The 17,017-nt window shown below is 40.9% G+C and carries 15 protein-coding genes; 11 read left to right on the forward strand and 4 right to left on the reverse strand.

What is annotated here, in order from left to right; translation table 11 throughout:
• Window positions 1–25: 25 nt before the first annotated feature.
• Window positions 26–1,468, forward strand: coding sequence for a DUF3370 domain-containing protein (locus ACM0OT_RS13405; protein WP_414564832.1), 1,443 nt, complete (start codon window positions 26–28; stop codon window positions 1,466–1,468).
• A 53-nt stretch (window positions 1,469–1,521) separates the two neighbouring features.
• Here the strand turns inward: ACM0OT_RS13405 and ACM0OT_RS13410 are convergent, their stop codons facing one another.
• Entirely contained in the window at window positions 1,522–1,827 is a 306-nt protein-coding gene (locus ACM0OT_RS13410) for a DUF4090 family protein (RefSeq protein WP_414564833.1), read from the reverse strand.
• Between the two features lie 126 nt (window positions 1,828–1,953).
• Between ACM0OT_RS13410 and ACM0OT_RS13415 the strand changes: the two genes are divergently transcribed.
• Window positions 1,954–2,205: a hypothetical protein gene (locus tag ACM0OT_RS13415; RefSeq protein ID WP_414564834.1), complete on the forward strand. Its 252-nt coding sequence runs from the start codon at window positions 1,954–1,956 to the stop codon at window positions 2,203–2,205.
• Between the two features lie 71 nt (window positions 2,206–2,276).
• On the forward strand, window positions 2,277–3,446 hold the full coding sequence (locus tag ACM0OT_RS13420) for an AGE family epimerase/isomerase (RefSeq protein WP_414564835.1): 1,170 nt from the start codon (window positions 2,277–2,279) through the stop codon (window positions 3,444–3,446).
• Between the two features lie 17 nt (window positions 3,447–3,463).
• Here ACM0OT_RS13420 and ACM0OT_RS13425 read toward each other — a convergent pair whose 3' ends face one another.
• The 3 genes from ACM0OT_RS13425 to petN form a co-directional block, all read right to left on the reverse strand.
• On the reverse strand, window positions 3,464–6,592 hold the full coding sequence (locus ACM0OT_RS13425; RefSeq protein WP_414564836.1) for a GAF domain-containing protein: 3,129 nt from the start codon (window positions 6,590–6,592) through the stop codon (window positions 3,464–3,466).
• 147 nt (window positions 6,593–6,739) lie between these two features.
• A complete protein-coding gene (locus ACM0OT_RS13430; RefSeq protein WP_414564837.1) occupies window positions 6,740–6,901 on the reverse strand; it encodes a hypothetical protein in 162 nt (53 codons plus the stop codon).
• Window positions 6,902–6,908: 7 nt separating this feature from the next.
• Window positions 6,909–6,995 (reverse strand): cytochrome b6-f complex subunit PetN, encoded by an 87-nt coding sequence (petN, locus tag ACM0OT_RS13435; protein ID WP_013189847.1) that lies wholly within the window; start codon window positions 6,993–6,995, stop codon window positions 6,909–6,911.
• 141 nt (window positions 6,996–7,136) lie between these two features.
• On the opposite strand from petN, the gene ACM0OT_RS13440 reads away from it, so the two are divergent.
• The 8 genes from ACM0OT_RS13440 (at window position 7,137) to ACM0OT_RS13475 (ending at window position 17,017) form a co-directional block, all read left to right on the forward strand.
• Window positions 7,137–7,589 carry a hypothetical protein gene (locus ACM0OT_RS13440; RefSeq protein WP_414564838.1) on the forward strand — a complete coding sequence of 151 codons (453 nt, stop codon included), beginning with the start codon at window positions 7,137–7,139 and terminating at the stop codon, window positions 7,587–7,589.
• Window positions 7,590–7,663: 74 nt separating this feature from the next.
• Entirely contained in the window at window positions 7,664–9,070 is a 1,407-nt protein-coding gene (locus ACM0OT_RS13445) for a cytochrome P450 (protein ID WP_414564839.1), read from the forward strand.
• 119 nt (window positions 9,071–9,189) lie between these two features.
• Entirely contained in the window at window positions 9,190–10,380 is a 1,191-nt protein-coding gene (locus ACM0OT_RS13450) for a pyridoxal phosphate-dependent aminotransferase (RefSeq protein WP_414564840.1), read from the forward strand.
• A 179-nt stretch (window positions 10,381–10,559) separates the two neighbouring features.
• The gene (locus tag ACM0OT_RS13455) at window positions 10,560–11,963 is read left to right on the forward strand and encodes a hypothetical protein (protein WP_414564841.1); all 1,404 of its coding nucleotides are present in this window, start codon (window positions 10,560–10,562) and stop codon (window positions 11,961–11,963) included.
• 323 nt (window positions 11,964–12,286) lie between these two features.
• Window positions 12,287–12,985, forward strand: a complete 699-nt coding sequence (locus tag ACM0OT_RS13460) for a hypothetical protein (protein WP_414564842.1) — start codon at window positions 12,287–12,289, stop codon at window positions 12,983–12,985.
• Between the two features lie 33 nt (window positions 12,986–13,018).
• Complete coding sequence (locus ACM0OT_RS13465; protein ID WP_414564843.1) at window positions 13,019–13,414, forward strand: P-loop NTPase fold protein; 396 nt, start codon at window positions 13,019–13,021, stop codon at window positions 13,412–13,414.
• 361 nt (window positions 13,415–13,775) lie between these two features.
• Complete coding sequence (locus tag ACM0OT_RS13470) at window positions 13,776–16,691, forward strand: helicase-related protein (RefSeq protein WP_414564844.1); 2,916 nt, start codon at window positions 13,776–13,778, stop codon at window positions 16,689–16,691.
• Between the two features lie 176 nt (window positions 16,692–16,867).
• Entirely contained in the window at window positions 16,868–17,017 is a 150-nt protein-coding gene (locus ACM0OT_RS13475; RefSeq protein WP_414564845.1) for a hypothetical protein, read from the forward strand.

Raw genomic sequence — 17,017 nt, forward strand, 5'->3', positions numbered from 1 at the left:
TTGATTTTACAGCTTCTGAGAAATTATGCCAGCTATTCAATTTCAAAATAGATTTTTACTGATATTAGTACTTGCTATAACGTCCATCTTGGGATGTACCAAGGTGAACTCAAATATTCCTGGTAATGATTCAGCAATTGCCCAGAGTTCGCCGAAGCCAGCACCCCAAGAAATAGTTTCAGCCGGGGAAGTACGCGCTTTACCGGGCAAGTTGGATACAATCCCTGTATTTAATAGCAACAGCCCAGAATGGATCAAAACCGAGGGAATTTTACTTTCTACATTTCCTACTAATGGGAAAAAAGTACCCGCAGCACACCTTAATTTTCCTTTTCAGGGACGCTTTGACTTATTTGCCCACCACTACACCCATACTCCCAAGGATTTACAAACGCTTTACCTGGGTGTAATGATGCATAATCCTGGTAAAAAATCTGTAACAGTGGATGTGTTACAGGCAGCAAGTTATTTAATGGAGGATGCTCCCTTTGTGACCTTACCTACTTATGTAGAAAATAATGATGGGAAAGCGTACTCAGGGCCAGGGAATCGCGCTGTGAGTGATGTACTTCGAGGTATTCGCCAAGCTGATTTTCCAGCAAAACTGGTAATTCCCCCCAAAACAAGCCGAATGTTACTCAATCATCCTATAGCTGTGCGACATTTAGAAAAGCCTATCAATGGTCGCTCTAGCTTGTTGCGCCTACGGAGTAATGGCAAAGTTTATGCAGCTAGTTTGGCAACATTTGCTAAGAAAAATCCTGATGGTAGCGATCGCGCCCCTACTCTTAGAGAATGGCAAGCATTATTGGATACTGGCAACTTCGCCGGGCCAAGAGATAAAACCCCCACTCCTCCAGATGCTACCAGTGGACAATTAATTTATGGACGTGTAGCTGGTGTCTCTCAAGGTTCCCAGTGGCAAGCAAAGCTGGTGGATCATCCCAAGGCCAGTTATTTAACAATTCCTCAGCCGGGCAAAGGCATTTCTTATACTTTAGATACGCTGCGTAGTGGTCGATTGGGTACTGAACAAATCCAAACAGCAAAAATGCTGGTACGTTATGCCGATACAGCATATGAGGCGCATGGTAATTATGGCGTAGAATATAACCTCAATTTGCCCCTAAACAACAACACTAACCAAACCCAGAAAGTGACGGTTACCTTAGAAACACCGTTAAAAGAAGATAAATTATCTCAAGGTGGTGTGCGTTTCCGCAAACCATCCCTGGATTTTCCGTTTTTCCGAGGTACAGTCAAATTGCGCTATGTCGATGATCAGGGGCAACAAAAGACACGCTACGTGCATTTATGGCACAGAACCGGTCAAGTTTTAGAACCATTGTTGCAAGTTACACTACCACCCTCATCCCAGCGTCATGTACAGTTAGATTTAATTTATCCTCCAGATTCAACACCGCCCCAAGTAGTGACCGTGAGAACTCTCGTGGGGAGTAGGGAGTAGGGAGTAGGGAGTAGGGAGTGGGGAGTAGGGAATGGGTGAGAAAAATATCTCAACTACTTCCCGCCATAGAAAAAGGCAATTTCTTTTTCTTTTAGAGGTGCAAAACCTGCATCTATAAGCAACTTATCAAGTTCCGGTTGAGGAATGTGTTTGGCCCCAATTCGCACAATGCGCGATCGCATGGTATTTGATACGCCACTGCGTTGTCTATTGGCCTCTAATGCCATGACTTTGCTATACAGTTCTAACTTTGCAGGCGGAATGGTAGAACCATCAAAATCAATTCCCTGGGCGATCGCTTCATCAATAGCATCAGCACCTGTAGTTGCGGGATTTACTTGGTTAGTTTCAGCAGACATGGCAATTTGTTCTCAAAGCTATCAGGTAGATTTTACCAGTCTTACCGTCACCAAAAAATGCTTAGTGGGGGGAGAAAAAGTGTAAATCTATTACAATCTCGTCAAGCCCCAACAGATATTGAGAACATGACTAAACATCGAATTTTAATTTGCACCTTTTTAGCATTGACAGGGGGGTTATTTGGTGGTTACATCGGTGGACAGACCACATCGATGCTGCATCAGCAGAAATGTCAAAACCATTCTTGGGGTTTAAAGGTCATGTGTCAGGTTTTGGTGACCCCAGGAGCAGCATGGCAAGGTAGCACAACCGGAATCTGGTTGGGTACAGTTTTAGGAGCATTTGTTGGCGGTTCGATCACCCGTCTAGAGCGTTGATTGACTAGTTAGAAAAACTGCTCTGAATATCTGTTAAATTGTTGATTTTGGCACTAAAGGGTAGGCAATGTATGGAGTACGAGTTTCCAAAGCTGGCTGAATTTTATCAAAATGCGCTTCTCAATGACGTACTGCCATTTTGGGAAAAATACTCTATTGACTGGCAGCAAGGCGGCTATTTTACTTGTCTTGATCGTCAGGGACAGGTTTACGACACAGACAAATTTATTTGGTTGCAAAATCGCCAAATTTGGACTTTTTCTATGTTGTACAACCAGCTAGAAAAACGGGAAAACTGGTTGAATATTGCCAAAAATGGCGCTAATTTTCTGGCCCAACATGGCAGAGATGCTGATGGCAATTGGTATTTTGCCCTGAATCGTGCCGGTCAGCCACTAGTTCAGCCTTACAATATCTTTTCTGACTGTTTTGCGGCGATGGCATTTAGTCAATATGCTCTGGCTTCTGGAGAAGATTGGGCTAAGGATGTGGCTATGCAAGCTTACAACAACGTTTTACGCCGTAAGGATAATCCCAAGGGTAAATATAATAAAACTTATTCTGGAACACGCCCGATGAAATCCTTGGCTGTGCCGATGATTTTAGCCAACCTCACTTTAGAAATGGCATGGTTGCTACCCAGCGAAACCCTAGAAAGTGTTCTGGCTAGCACTGTTGAGGAAGTCATGACGGATTTTCTCGATCAGGAACGGGGGCTGATGTACGAAAATGTCGCCCTAGATGGTTCCCACATTGATTGTTTTGAGGGGCGATTAATTAATCCTGGTCATGGGATTGAAGCCATGTGGTTCATCATGGATATTGCCAGTCGCCAAAACGACACTCATACTATTAACCAAGCCGTTGATGTAGTACTAAATATCCTCAATTTTGCCTGGGACAGCGACTATGGCGGCTTGTATTACTTTATGGATGCAGATGGTCATCCCCCACAGCAACTAGAATGGGATCAAAAACTATGGTGGGTTCACCTAGAGTCTTTGGTAGCATTAGCAATGGGCGATCGCTTGACAGGGCGTGAGGCTTGTAGGGAATGGTATCAAAAAATGCACGATTATACTTGGACACACTTTGCCGATCCAGAATACGGTGAGTGGTTTGGCTATCTCAATCGTCGTGGTGAAGTACTATTAAACCTTAAAGGTGGGAAATGGAAAGGCTGTTTCCATGTACCCCGTGCATTGTATCTTTGCTGGCAACAATTTGCAGCGTTGAGTTGAATAGTACAAACTACGAATTAACTAATTGAATTAGTGATGGGAATTTCTATGCAAAATTCACAGCCTTGACCTAGTTCAGAAAGACACTTAATTTGACCACCATGTTTTTCCACAATAATTTGATAGCTAACAGATAAACCTAAACCAGTACCTTTACCGGGTTGCTTGGTGGTAAAGAAAGGTTCAAAAATGCGCGATCGCAGGTTTTCTGGAATACCACCACCATTGTCAACAATCCGAATTAAAACAGTATTGGTTCCTATTACTTGTGTACTAATAAAAATTCGCGGTTTATCAATTAACTTTCCTTTGGTTATTGATTCCTCTAAAGCATCAATAGCATTATTAATGATATTCATGAACACCTGATTCATCTGGGCTGCATAGCATAATACTGGAGGTAAATCGCCATATTCTTTCACTATTTCAATAGCAACAGCACCATCTTGTGATTGCAGACGATTTTGTAAAATTAATAGAGTGCTATCAATACCTTCATGAAGGTCAATAGGCTTCATGCCTGATTCATCAAGTCTCGAAAAACTGCGTAAAGACAAAACTAATTGAGAAATCCGCTCTGCCCCCATCATCATAGAGTTGAGAATTTTAGGCAAGTCATCAGCAATGAAATCTAAATCTAATTCTGCTGATTGCTGTTGAATTATTCCTGCGGCTTTGGGATACCTTTTCTGGTAAAAATGGAGCAATTTAAACAAATTTTCAGTATGTTCATTCACATAAGTAATATTCCCGTAAATAAAGCTAATGGGATTATTAATTTCATGGGCTACGCCAGCAACTAATTGACCTAAACCTGCCATCTTTTCACTTTGAATCAACTGGCTTTGAGTTTGTTGTAATTCCTTGAGGGTTTGGGCGATTTCTGCTTTTTGCCGTTGAGTCTGTTCTAGTAATTCTGCTTGCTGAATCCCCACGCCTAATTGAGTGCCAATCTGTACTAGCAAATCTATCTCATCTTCCTGCCAATCACGAGGTTTGGTGTTGTGATACGCTGCTAATAATCCCCAGAGTTTCTCGCCTTGAAAAATTGGTACAATCATCAATGCCCTAGCTAAAAGTGGCGTAACTAGGGGAATATGACTGAGATTATCATTGATATGATAAATATCGGGAATAACCAACATTTTTCCATCAGCAAAGTCTGAGCCTTGGGTTGATTGCAAATAGTCATCTGCAATCATTGGTAAAAGTTCTTGCACTGATGTCAAACTAGAAGCTAATGATTCAGCCACAAATTCACCACTCCAATCTGAATTGAAGCGATAGATTGTCACTCGATCAACTTCTAATAGCCGTTGGACTTCTTGAGTAGTAGCTTTAAAGATAGTGTCAATATCCAGCGACTGACGAATTTTTTCTACTGTTGCAGCTAATGTCTTTTCTCGTTGCGCTGCTTTGCGTTCTCGTTCAGCAGCTATAGCCAGTTTTTCGGCTTGCATTTGCACCTGTTGTAAGGACTCAGCCTGCCTTAAAGCTACTCCCAGTTGTACTCCCACTTGTGCCAACAAATTAATGTCCTCATTTTGCCAATAACGGGGCCGGGAGTTTTGATAAGCTACTAGCAATCCCCATAATTTTTCGCCCTGAGAAATAGGGACAAAAACTTCATTACGCGGATACTTTCCTGCTTGGGTTTCTGGTAAAAGAATACGTTCTGTCACAGGCTGGGGCTTAACTATGGGTATCCAACCATCAACTATGGAATCAGCGACAAATTCGCCACTCCAGTCAGGGTAAAAGCGATAAATTGCTACTCGTTCTACTTCTAATAACCGCAGAACTTCTTGAGTAGTGGTTTTAAAAATAGTGTCAATATCCAGAGATTGCCGAATTTTTTCGACAGTGTTCGCCAATCCCCGTTGCCTTTCCGCAGCTTTACTGAGTTCTGCTGCTTGAATATGCATTTTTTGTAAAAATTCCGCTTGCTGCAAAGCTACACCGAGTTGAGTCCCAACTTGGGTGAGCAAATAAACCTCATCTTCTTGCCAATCACGGCTGCCGGTGTTTTGATAGACAGCTAGTAAACCCCACAGTTTTTGACCGTGGTAAATAGCCATGATTACATAAGCTTTTGCCTGGTAACTCTCTAAAACTTCAATGTAACAGTCGCTAAAACCTGCATTGTAAATATCATTACAAATACGATAGACTTCACCTCTAGTAAAGTGACCACCTTTTGTATCTTGTAGGTAAGTATCTACAACTGGAATTTGAGCTAAATGTTTAACACTACATTCACTAACATTTTTATGGAATTTTGGATGCTGTAATTGCTCATCCATGAGGGAACACCAGCCTTCTCCCACAGATTCAAAGACGAATTCACCACTCCAATCTGGATGGAAACGATAGATAGCTACACGATCAACATTCAATAACTGCCGTAGTTCTGCGGTACTTGTGTAAAAAATGCTTTCCAGATCAAGGGTTTGACGAATTTTCTCTATGGTTATGGCTATGGTTTTCTGCCATTCTGCTGCTTTTTCTCGGGCTTTTGCTTCTGCTAGTTGTGCCGATTGGTTTTTTACCTGTTCTAAGTAATCGGCTTGCTGCAAAGCCACGCCCAAATGTTCAGCAATGAGTCGCACAAACTCAATCTCTGAGGTGTTCCATTGCCGAGGGCCACTACACTGATGAATACATAGCAATCCCCATAAATCCTGACCCTTCATCAAAGGAGAAGCTATATTGGCACGTACTTGGAATGCTTCTAGCATTTGGATATGGCAATCACTGACACCCGCCTCATAGATGTCAGCCATGACTTTAATTCGACCTTGCTGATACAGTCCCGCAAATTCCGCCGCAAAGCAATGGTCACGCAGTTTGGCTGTTAATGCCGAACTCCATTCTTCTCCCACATCTTCATAGATAAATTCTCCTTCCCATCCCAATTCAGGATAAAAACAAAATACCCCTACTCGGTCAGTATTTAAAAGCTGGCGTAATTCCGTAACTGTAGTTTTAAATATGACATTTATATCCAGAGATTCACGAATGCGGGCAATTACTCCAGATAAAGCTTTTTGTTTCTCGCTTTGATACAGAGAGAATGTCTCATCGGGCTGATTTTGTGGTGATTCTGAATTCGGTTGTATGGGTTTTATGGTAGGAGAGTTTTCCATTCCCAGTGCGAGTTTAAATAGCGAGGGTCTTCTATCTTAGAATGCCCTTAATGACTAGAAATTGAACATTCATATTTTACTTACAGAACAATGTAGGGACATGATAATATCATATCCCTACAAAAACATTGTGCAAGTTTCAGTAAATTATCGCCGTTTAACAGAGCTGCGTCGAAGTTCGCGTTTTTCATCTTCTCGGCGACGGCGATCGCGCCAATCTGCCAGCGTTAAATAACCAACACCACCAGTAACTGCTAATAGCAGCACTAGAGCAAGTAAAGCCAAAATACCCAGAAATGGACTTTCCACGATTTCCCTATAGTCCGTTACGTCCCCAAACTACCATTGAAATTGACCAAGTAAACACAACCAATAGTGATACCCAACCCAGTGTCAAAATCATAGTCTTACTTTCTCAATCATTACAAAACATCTCTAATACCCATCATACTGGGAAAAGGCTGTTGATTCTTAAAAAGAGGCGCTTAGACTAACTAGTTTTTTGGAATTTCACCCATTAATCAAAGGAAACGAAACTTCAGATATGCAACTGATGGCAGAACGTATAGAATCTCTTAAGGCGGGAATAACTGCGGGTTTTTCTCTGTGTCTTGCTTTTGTGATTACAAGTTTGGCTAACACTCTGCTACTGGCAAAATATTTTCCGTTACTTGCAAGTCTGCATCAGGATATTAATTGGTACTGGTGGCTGAGTGGGGGAATTGCTGGCTTTTCTGGTTTACTCTTTGGTGTTACCTACCGCTATATCATTCGCACAGATGAAAATTCTCACCTCAAATCTGGTGGTGTTCTGGCTTTTGGCTTGGTGCGGGGATTAACTCAGATTGAAGTTGGCGGAAGTTCGGTTAGTACAGTGTTACCTAATCTAGTGCTAGCTGGAGAAAGTGTGTTGTGGTTTGCAATGGGAGCGATCGCTCTCGATACAGCTATCCAAATCGGCTGGGTTAAACCTTTTGCATCGGGAAACTCAAGTTGAGTCACAGCAGTGATTAAGCGTGTATATGAGAAAAGTTACACTGAAATTATCACAACTTCGCCAGCAAAAACCTTATGTCAACACCTAATCGGTTGAAAACCCCTTCTTTTCTCCAGCAGTTACAGTGGGTGGCTGATCCTGTAAGGTATATGGAAAAAGCAGCCCAACAATATCCTGACATTTTCACGTCTCATGTCGTCGGTTTTGGTAACGAGATCGTATTTGTCAACCATCCCCAGGCGGTGCAAGAAATTTTAACCAACGATCGCAAGCAGTTTTTTGCTGCGGGTAAAGAAAATAAAATTTTGCAACCGTTATTAGGTGATTATTCGATGATTATGCTGGATGGCGATCGCCACAGAAAACGGCGACAACTGGTAATGCCATCTTTTCATGGCGATCGGATGCGAAGTTATGGTGAAATCATCAGTAATATTACCAAACAAGTCTGGAGTCAGTTACCGACAAATAAATCTTTTACTGCTCGTAATGTCACCCAAGATATCACCTTACAAGTCATGTTACAAGCAGTTTTCGGCGTATACCAAGGAGAACGCAGCCAACAACTAAAGAAACAACTAGAGCGGATGGCAGATGTGTTTCGCTCACCATTAAGTTCTAGTTTGCTCTTTTTTTCGTCTCTGCAAAAAGATTTAGGCGCTTGGAGTCCCTGGGGCAAGTTTTTCAGGGATAGACAGCAACTGGATCAGTTAATTTATGCTGAAATTTCGGAACGCCGCCAGCAGAACCGAGAAAATCGTATTGATATCCTTTCCTTGCTGATGTCAGCACAAGATGAAACAGGTAACTCCATGACAGATCAGGAGTTACGTGATGAGTTGATGACTCTGTTGTTTGCTGGATATGAAACCACAGCTACAGCAATGGCTTGGGCATTATATTGGATTCAAAAATATCCCGAAGTCCGAGAAAAACTGCTACAAGAACTGGATACCCTTGGTGATTCACCAGATCCCATGAGCATTTTCCGGTTGCCTTATCTAACGGCTGTTTGTCATGAAACCTTGCGGATTTATCCCGTGGCTATGTTGACGTTTCCCAGAATAGTACAAGAACCTGTTGAACTTTTGGGACATTCTCTAGATACTGGTACGATTGTAGTTGGCTCTATGTATCTTATTCACCAGCGTGAAGATTTATATCCAGAACCAAAACAATTTAGACCAGAGCGTTTTCTAGAACGTCAATTTTCTCCTTATGAATTTATCCCCTTTGGTGGCGGTGTGCGTCGCTGTGTGGGCGAGGCTTTGGCAGTGTTTGAATTGAAGCTAGTATTGGCAACAATCCTCTCACGCTATGAACTGGCATTGACTGATAATCAACCAGAAGTACCCCGCCGTAGAGGTGTTACCCTAGCACCAGGTCGTGGTGTCAATATGGTCATTACAGGTAAGCGATCTCCTTGCAGCAGCGATTCGCTATCGCATCAAAATTCTCCACTGAGTATGTCCACAAATTAAACCTACAAAAGTGGTAAATAACTCATTGGTAATATAATTAAAATCTAATTGCGTACAGGGTAGGTCGAAAATCCTTCTCTTGTGCGCTGTCTTTTTACTCAGCACTCAGCATTTTCGATATGGAATCCCTAACCTCTCGTATGCAGACGGTGCAGTCGCCCATTATTCCTGTGGTTGGGGAATTGATTAAAAATTCTCCTGGCACTATTTCTTTGGGACAGGGTGTGGTTTCATATAGTCCACCTCCTGAAGTGTTAGAACTTTTATCTAAGTTTCTTGCGGAACCAACTAATAATTTATACAAAGCAGTTGAGGGTATTCCCCCATTATTGGCAGCACTAGGGGAAAAGTTGCAAACCTTCAACGGCATTGCCATTGATGAAGATAACAGTATTGTAGTAACTGCGGGCAGCAATATGGCGTTTATGAATGCCATTTTGGCGATTACTTCCCCAGGCGACGAAATTATACTCAATACACCTTATTATTTCAATCATGAAATGGCCATCGCCATCGCTGGTTGTCATGCAGTATTGGTAGCAACAGACGAAAATTACCAACTGCGGCCACAGGCGATCGCTCAAGCAATTACACCGAAAACACGGGCGGTAGTCACAATTTCACCGAATAATCCCACTGGGGTTGTTTATTCGCAAGCAGCGTTGCAGCAGGTAAATCAAATTTGTGGTACTCATGGCATTTACCATATTAGCGATGAAGCCTATGAATACTTTACCTACAACGGGGTAAAACACTTTTCCCCTGGTGCTTTTAGTGGTGGTAGAGATTACACAATTTCTCTTTACAGTCTTTCTAAAGCTTATGGTTTTGCCAGTTGGCGCATTGGTTATATGGTGATTCCTCAACACTTGCTGGTGGCTGTGAAAAAAATCCAGGATACGATTTTGATTTGTCCACCAGTTGTATCCCAGTATGCAGCCTTAGGTGCATTGCAAGCTAAACCGGAGTATTTACAGAAAAATATCGGTGCGTTGGCACAGCCCGCCGTAGGCATCGCTCAAGTACGAGAAATAGTCATAGATGCACTCAATAACCTACAAGGTACATGTAGCATTGCTGCGGCCAATGGTGCTTTCTATTTTTTCCTCAAAGTGCATACCCAAATTGATGCTTTTGAATTAGTTAAAAGATTGATTCAGGAACATCAAGTAGCAGTCATTCCTGGTACAACCTTTGGGATGAAAGACGAATGTTATCTGCGGGTTGCTTATGGTGCGCTGCAAAAAGATACTGCTAAAGAAGGTATAGAAAGATTAGTGCAAGGTTTACACAAGATAATCAAATGTTAACTCGCGGCTAAAGTTGGAGCATTGCCTAATTGATTGCTGTTAATCGTATCCTGCTGCTTGGAGTGGCTTGATTACATCTTGTGGCAAATCTGGTACATAACAACAGGCTATCAGATGAATTCAGAAACTTTCATGATATTTCATGAGTCTGATGTTTCAACTTATACAAAAAAAGATAAATGTCTGACTCCACTCAGGGTATTCCCGGTTTACCTGATTTGACACATCCTACAGAGCTAATTCAGTTTGGCTCTCAGGTACTGCAAGCTTCATTGTTATTGGTATTTTTAGTCATAGCTTTAGGCATAGCGATCGCTGTTGTAAGTTTTTCTCTGCGTCGCTATCAATCGGAACAGGTATTTTTCGTTGGTGAGTGGTCTATTCGTTACTCCCAAATTTTGAAGGGATTGCAGCATCTAACTGTAGTATTGGTGCTGTTAGTGGTAGGCTTCTTTCTCTGTTCCACTCTGAGCAATCGATATCACCACTGGGAACAAGCAAAGGTGGCTCAAGTAGCTCAAAGTGTTGCTGGTGAAAAGTTAGAGCAAATTGCCCCCCGACTCCGCTATGTGACACAACAACCATTCACTTATACAACCCAAGTTGATGGCAAAATTATCAAGGTAACTGATACACAAGAGGTTAGTCGCTATCTGGCATTATCTGGATCACAAATTCAGGTAAAGCTTGATCAAAACACAGATGTTCAAGGACGCAGTAACATTTATCGTGCAGATTATACTGCGGATTATAAAATTATTAACAGACTAAAAGATATTAATAATTTCTTCTTTGAAGCACCACCACCCAACGGTTACTCATTACTTTCTAACTATAAAGTTGAGCGAGATCAGACGCGATTAGAACCCAATAATCCGGGGGAATATAGCTTTCCTTTCAGCTTACAACCAGGAGCGGAAACTAATTTTCGCGTTACCTATCAGGCGCAAGGAGGATCACGCTGGGTATATGACAGCGCTGGACAGTTACTCTCTAATTTCCGCCTGACAGCAATTGCCAACTTTGCTTCTGCTGATTTTGCCAGTGGGATTGTTCCTAATGAGACGAAAGTTGATAGAAGCAGCACAGAATTTATTTGGAAATTTGATGATAATGTAGCAGTGAGAAACCCATTTGGTGTGTTTACCAACACAAACCCCATTCATGACACGGGGATTATTCCCCGGCTATTATTATTAGCACCAGCGATATTTCTGTGGTGGATCTTGTTGCTGTATTGGTCATTACCCATGAGTATCAAAAATGTAGCGATCGCATCTGGTATTTTCTTTGCTTGTCTACTGACTTTGACTTATCTCAGTCGTTTTATAAATGCACAGTTAGCTTGGGTAATGATTTCCCTAATATTATTAGCACTGACATGGGGTTTAGGTTACAACCGCAATGCGTCTCTTGCTGCCATTATTTGCACCATAGCTGGAGCAGTATTGCCAGTTTTCGGATTATTAGTACCATTCAGTGGTCTGACTCTCAGTGTTGCAGGCTTGCTTTCAGTTATTTGGTTAGCAGTGCGTCACTGGTATGGCTGGTATAGTTTACAGATAGAAGATACAGTACGTTGATAAAAGTTTTAGTTAGGCTAATCAAGAATAAAGATATTCGACCTGTTGCGGAGTATGAAGTCGCTCTTACCCCCAATGCTCAAAAAAGAATTCTTGAGCAAGTATTACCTAAGTACAGTCCCAACAAATAGAATTCTCAATTAAATTGCAGGAAACGTATCGTCTTAATCTATCAGGCAACTACTATAAATCATGGCAAAGATAGCAGATAACAGGATATAGTAAAAATTTCTTAATTATTTCAGAGTAAATACGGCTCTAAGTGAGCTTTTAGTTACTCTATCTTTTAAGAAGAATAGCTACTTTTTATAAGCGATCGCACAATGGACGACAGCAAAGCATTATTTGATTATTGGTATGACCGAGTACGATTAAAAAACCATGAGTTAATTGCAGATACTCAACACGTCCCAACCCAAAAACTGCGCCATGAATGTACTAACTACGACGAACTTCGTTCTATCCCTGAAGTTCAACAATTAGATGAACTAGAGCGTAGCAGAGTTATTGCTGTTATAAAGTACGAATGTACTGCTAAAGTTTTACAAAATCGGGCTGGTCGTCTGCGCGATCGCGCTCATGAGCTTGAAGCAGCTTGTCATGAACAAGATCAACAAAAATCTAAGCTTCTTGGTCTTATCAAAGCGTTACAAGAGAAACTATTTGGTAAGGACAAAGAAATTAACAAGTTAGAAGCACGAATTGCCTCGTTAGCAGCTGAAAATGAAGCTTTGCGATCTGAAGCAGAAAATAGTAAAGCTGAGGCAGAATTACGTACAGAATTAGAGAATTTACAAAAGAAATACAATGCAGTTGAGAAGCGAAGACAGGAGTTAGCTAAGAATAATCAGAGTTTAGGTGGAAGAGTTGCCCATACTAAACGGTATAAGCAGCAAAGAGATGAAGCACTAGCTTTCATTGAACAGCAGAAACAGCAGATTGCTATGTTAGTTCTAGAGAGTCAGCGTCTTCGTAAGGAGAATGAAAAGCTTTATAAAAAATTAAACCAACTAGAGCGATAAAATGTTCTAAACGTGAGACGCTCAATACTAAATATGAAACTTCAAGAGCTAAAAACTAAAGTCTACGAGTTAGCTAAGGTAAATACTACCAAACAACTCAAGACGAAGTATAAGGAGATTCAGACGCTAGATATGCGTCTAAAAACCTCTTGGCAAGACACTCTTGCTATTATTCAAAAATCCCAAAGTGAGTATGAGGAGTGGGTGAAAAATCCACCGGAGGAATACAAAGAACTTTTCTCTGAGATTACAGAAGCTTTGGAAATATATGATCAAAAATCAGTACAGACAAAAAAGTTAGCACAAAAAATTGTATTAATAGCCGATGATCTTGAAGAATTAGCAGAGGAATTTCAAACCGAAGCAGAGCAAATAAAGCAAGAAGTTGAAGTAAATAAACGCATTTCAAAAAAAGCCAGGTTTAACTAGTTTTGGTATTATATTATAGGCAATCAAACTTTGGCAATTTCTAATAAATTTACTGTTATCAGACAATAAAATATCCAAGAATATGTATTATTAGATATGGATATTAGTATCGTGATGCCTCACCTTAAATTTGTAAGTTTACACCAAGTATGCACAGGTGATCCTCTATGAGTTCCTTACCTAATTGCATTGGGTACGTGAAAGGGAACACTCCACGTAAAAGACGACCTACAGCTTGAACGATTACCCCAGCAGTGGTTGCGGCTAAGTCTTCCTGGGAAAAAAATAGATAAATAATAGTACATAAGTATCAATAAACCAGATAATAGAAAGGTATTGCTGAAATTAGTAGCACTCCCTCATGCCTCGCAAGTCAAAGTCAAAGTTAGCTTTGGTTTTACAGTCTAATTCTGATGGCCAACCTATTGCAGGTGTCGGCTCTGGTGTAGGATTAGAGTTTATTAAAGCCTATTTTCCGGAAGCTAAAAATACAATTCGTATTGCTAGTGCTTACTTTAGCCTGGTTGGATACAAGTTGGGCCGTAAGTATGTGGCATCGGAGGTACAATTTCAAATCCTAGTGGGTCGGGAGGAAGGAAAGCATGTCCGAGCCACTGTCATTGATGAGATTACGGCAGATTTGGGGCAGTGTGATACAGATCTGTGGAGAACAGTTTTTGAATTAGTTGAACGCATGAAATCCGGACGCTTCATTATTCGAGATGCCCGCGAAATGCAAGTGCCTTTTCACTGTAAATTTTACATCTGTGATTCAAAGCTAATATGGCATGGTTCATCAAACTACAGTCGTAGAGGACTTTGTCAATCAGCAGAGCAAGTGAGCGTTAGCCACGATTCTGAGCGGATCTGTTTGTTTACAAATTGGTATGATGATGTTGCTCAAAATGCCCAAGATTTACTAGCTGAACTGATCAAAAAATTAGAGGATTGGCTTAATCTCGCCACCCCATTCGAGGTTTATCTTAAAACACTTTTTCTGCTCAATAACTTAGCTGAATATCCTTTGTGTTCAGGTGCGTATTCTCCTGTTTATTATCAGAAGGGTGTAATTGCACGCGCTCTTCGTCAAGCTAATGAGTATGGTGGCGCACTTATCATAGCTGCGACTGGTCTGGGTAAGACTGTTATAGGTGCTGAAATTGCTTTGCGTTTGCAGCCAATAGGCAGAACCAGTCAAGTTATTTTAATTGCTCCTGGTGGAGTACGCGAAAATTGGGAACAGCAGCTTGAAAATCGCAATGTTTACTTTAAGTTTTTTAACATCGATCTGCTGTTTCGCAAAGCTTCTGAGGAATCTCGCCATCTAACAACCCAGCTAGAGAAGCTGCTTCAACGAGCTAATGATAATACTGTGATTATTATTGATGAGGCTCACTTCTATCGAAATGAACTTCTACGGAAAAAGTCCAAGCGTGGTAAGAGTTTGGTTTATGAACGTATAGTACCAGCAGTCAAAGCAGGTGCAAAAATCTTTCTTCTCACGGCTACAGCATACGGCACGGATTACTTAAATCTTAATAGTTTGCTATATCTTCTACCTCATCGGTTTTATAAACCTAATCTATTGGAAGAGCAAATTCCTTGGGAAATTATTGATGCTGAAGAGTTTTCCCGCTTACCAATTGTGACCATTTTGGGGTTACCTCACGTTTTACAAATGGCTCGAAACAGAGGTGATATTGATACAAACAGACGAACTTTTATTCAGTTTGGTGATGAACGACTTTATCTACCAAAAAGCCTCAAGCTATATTCATTACGCTACCAGTTGTTCTTGCAGCCTGAACTAAAAACTGCTTTTGATCGCCGTTGTTTTGATCAAGCTTTTAAGTCTCCACATGAATGGTTTGATGATGACAAAATGGCTTTATGCGAGAGTGCGATCGATACAGTGTATAATGCTTCACTTACAAACTGGCTTAGTTCACCTGTAGCAATGGCATACAGTATTGAAAAAAACCTGGCGACATTAAGCTCTTGTGAGCAAACAGAAGACTCCTCTCAACTCACTCTAAACCTATGGGAACAGTCTGGTACTAATATTCATAATCAAGAACATCGTTCTTTTAACGTGCTTGATACACAAAATCGGCCTCATAAAACACCAATGTATCTAAGCTTGGAAGAGCGTAGGAATACTCTTATACCACTATTGGCACGGCTTAGGCAGAGAAACTACACAGATGACAAGTTTCTGAAATTACAAAACATTATTCAGGAGCATTGCCTAGATACAAGGGGTAAAGTCATCATATTTGTCAAGAGATATCTTACTGCCCAGTATTTACTAAGTATGTTGGAGAGAACATTTAGTGAAGCACTTAGGATTGGTTGTACAGTTGAAACGGATGAAAGTAATCCGCGATTAAAAGCTGGATTACAGCGTTTTAAAGTACTAAAACAGTTTTCGCCACGTTCTCATAATTACAATGCTAGCCCAGAGTATGACGTACTAATTTGTACTGATGCAGATGGTGTAGGTATTAATTTACAAGATGCCGATACTGTGGTGAATTACGATCCACCTGAAGGAGCGGATGAGCTATTTCAAAGGGCTGGTAGAGTGTTGAGGATAACCGCAAATTCTGAACGAGTGGTTCAGTTCTATACACTTGTACCGTTAATCATAGATCAAACAGACAGCCTCTCCCGCGTACAAAACGATATCTGTAAGAGATTTACTCGCATTACTCATCGTCATAATAAATCGAAACGCATTTTGGGATCTGGTGTCATATCAGAAGAAGAACACTCGGAAATAACGCTTGATAGCGATTTAGATGTGGAGCAACTTACACGAGATAGTCAATTTTTAACAGATATTGGTGGACTTGGTGCTGAATCCATGCTGACTCATGTAGCAGTGCTTGAACAATACCGGAGTCGTGCAGAAGAACTGCCAGAATATTTACTGAGTGCAAGGAGCTATTCCAAGCCTCAACCTCGTATCTTTGTCCTGCTTAATTATGAAAGCAAGTATTGTCCCATACTTTTCAACTTGTCAAGCAAAAAGCTTGAAAAGCAAGATGAACTTGCTATTCTTGACTTAATTGCTTGTATAGAATCAGAACCTTGTGCCGCAATTCAAGCTGCTGAGATTGAGAAGATAGCTAACCAAGCTGCCCGTGCTTGGTGTGATTTTGAGAATATTTCCGTAGATCGGGTAAGCAAAATTTGTGGTCTTTATCTCGTACCTCTTGACAAGACAGCAGAAATAAATCGGTTGCTAGATGACATTTCTAACGATGAAGAATAAAACATGAAAATACAAGGTTAATATATACTTTATTTAGTTCAAGCCTAGTTAGTCATAAGTTAATAAGGCTAACACTGAGGTGAGTTTGGCGCCGAATTAAAAAGTAGTTGGTGCTAATAAATATTAGCTAAGTTTGTCAATCAAATTCTGAAAACAAAACAGAAGAATCGGAAGCTTTGTCCGACTCAAATACATTAGAGACAATAGAAATTCAATTACGAGCATCTAAAAAACTTGATCCAGCAGTTGCTAATGCACTGGCAGAATTAGTCAAAGCAGCGTATCGGGATAATTCTCAACAAAGCAACAACCAACAGCCAGACTAA

The organism is Anabaena sp. CCY 9613, from assembly GCF_963920895.1.
In the GTDB taxonomy this organism is placed as follows: domain Bacteria; phylum Cyanobacteriota; class Cyanobacteriia; order Cyanobacteriales; family Nostocaceae; genus Cyanocohniella.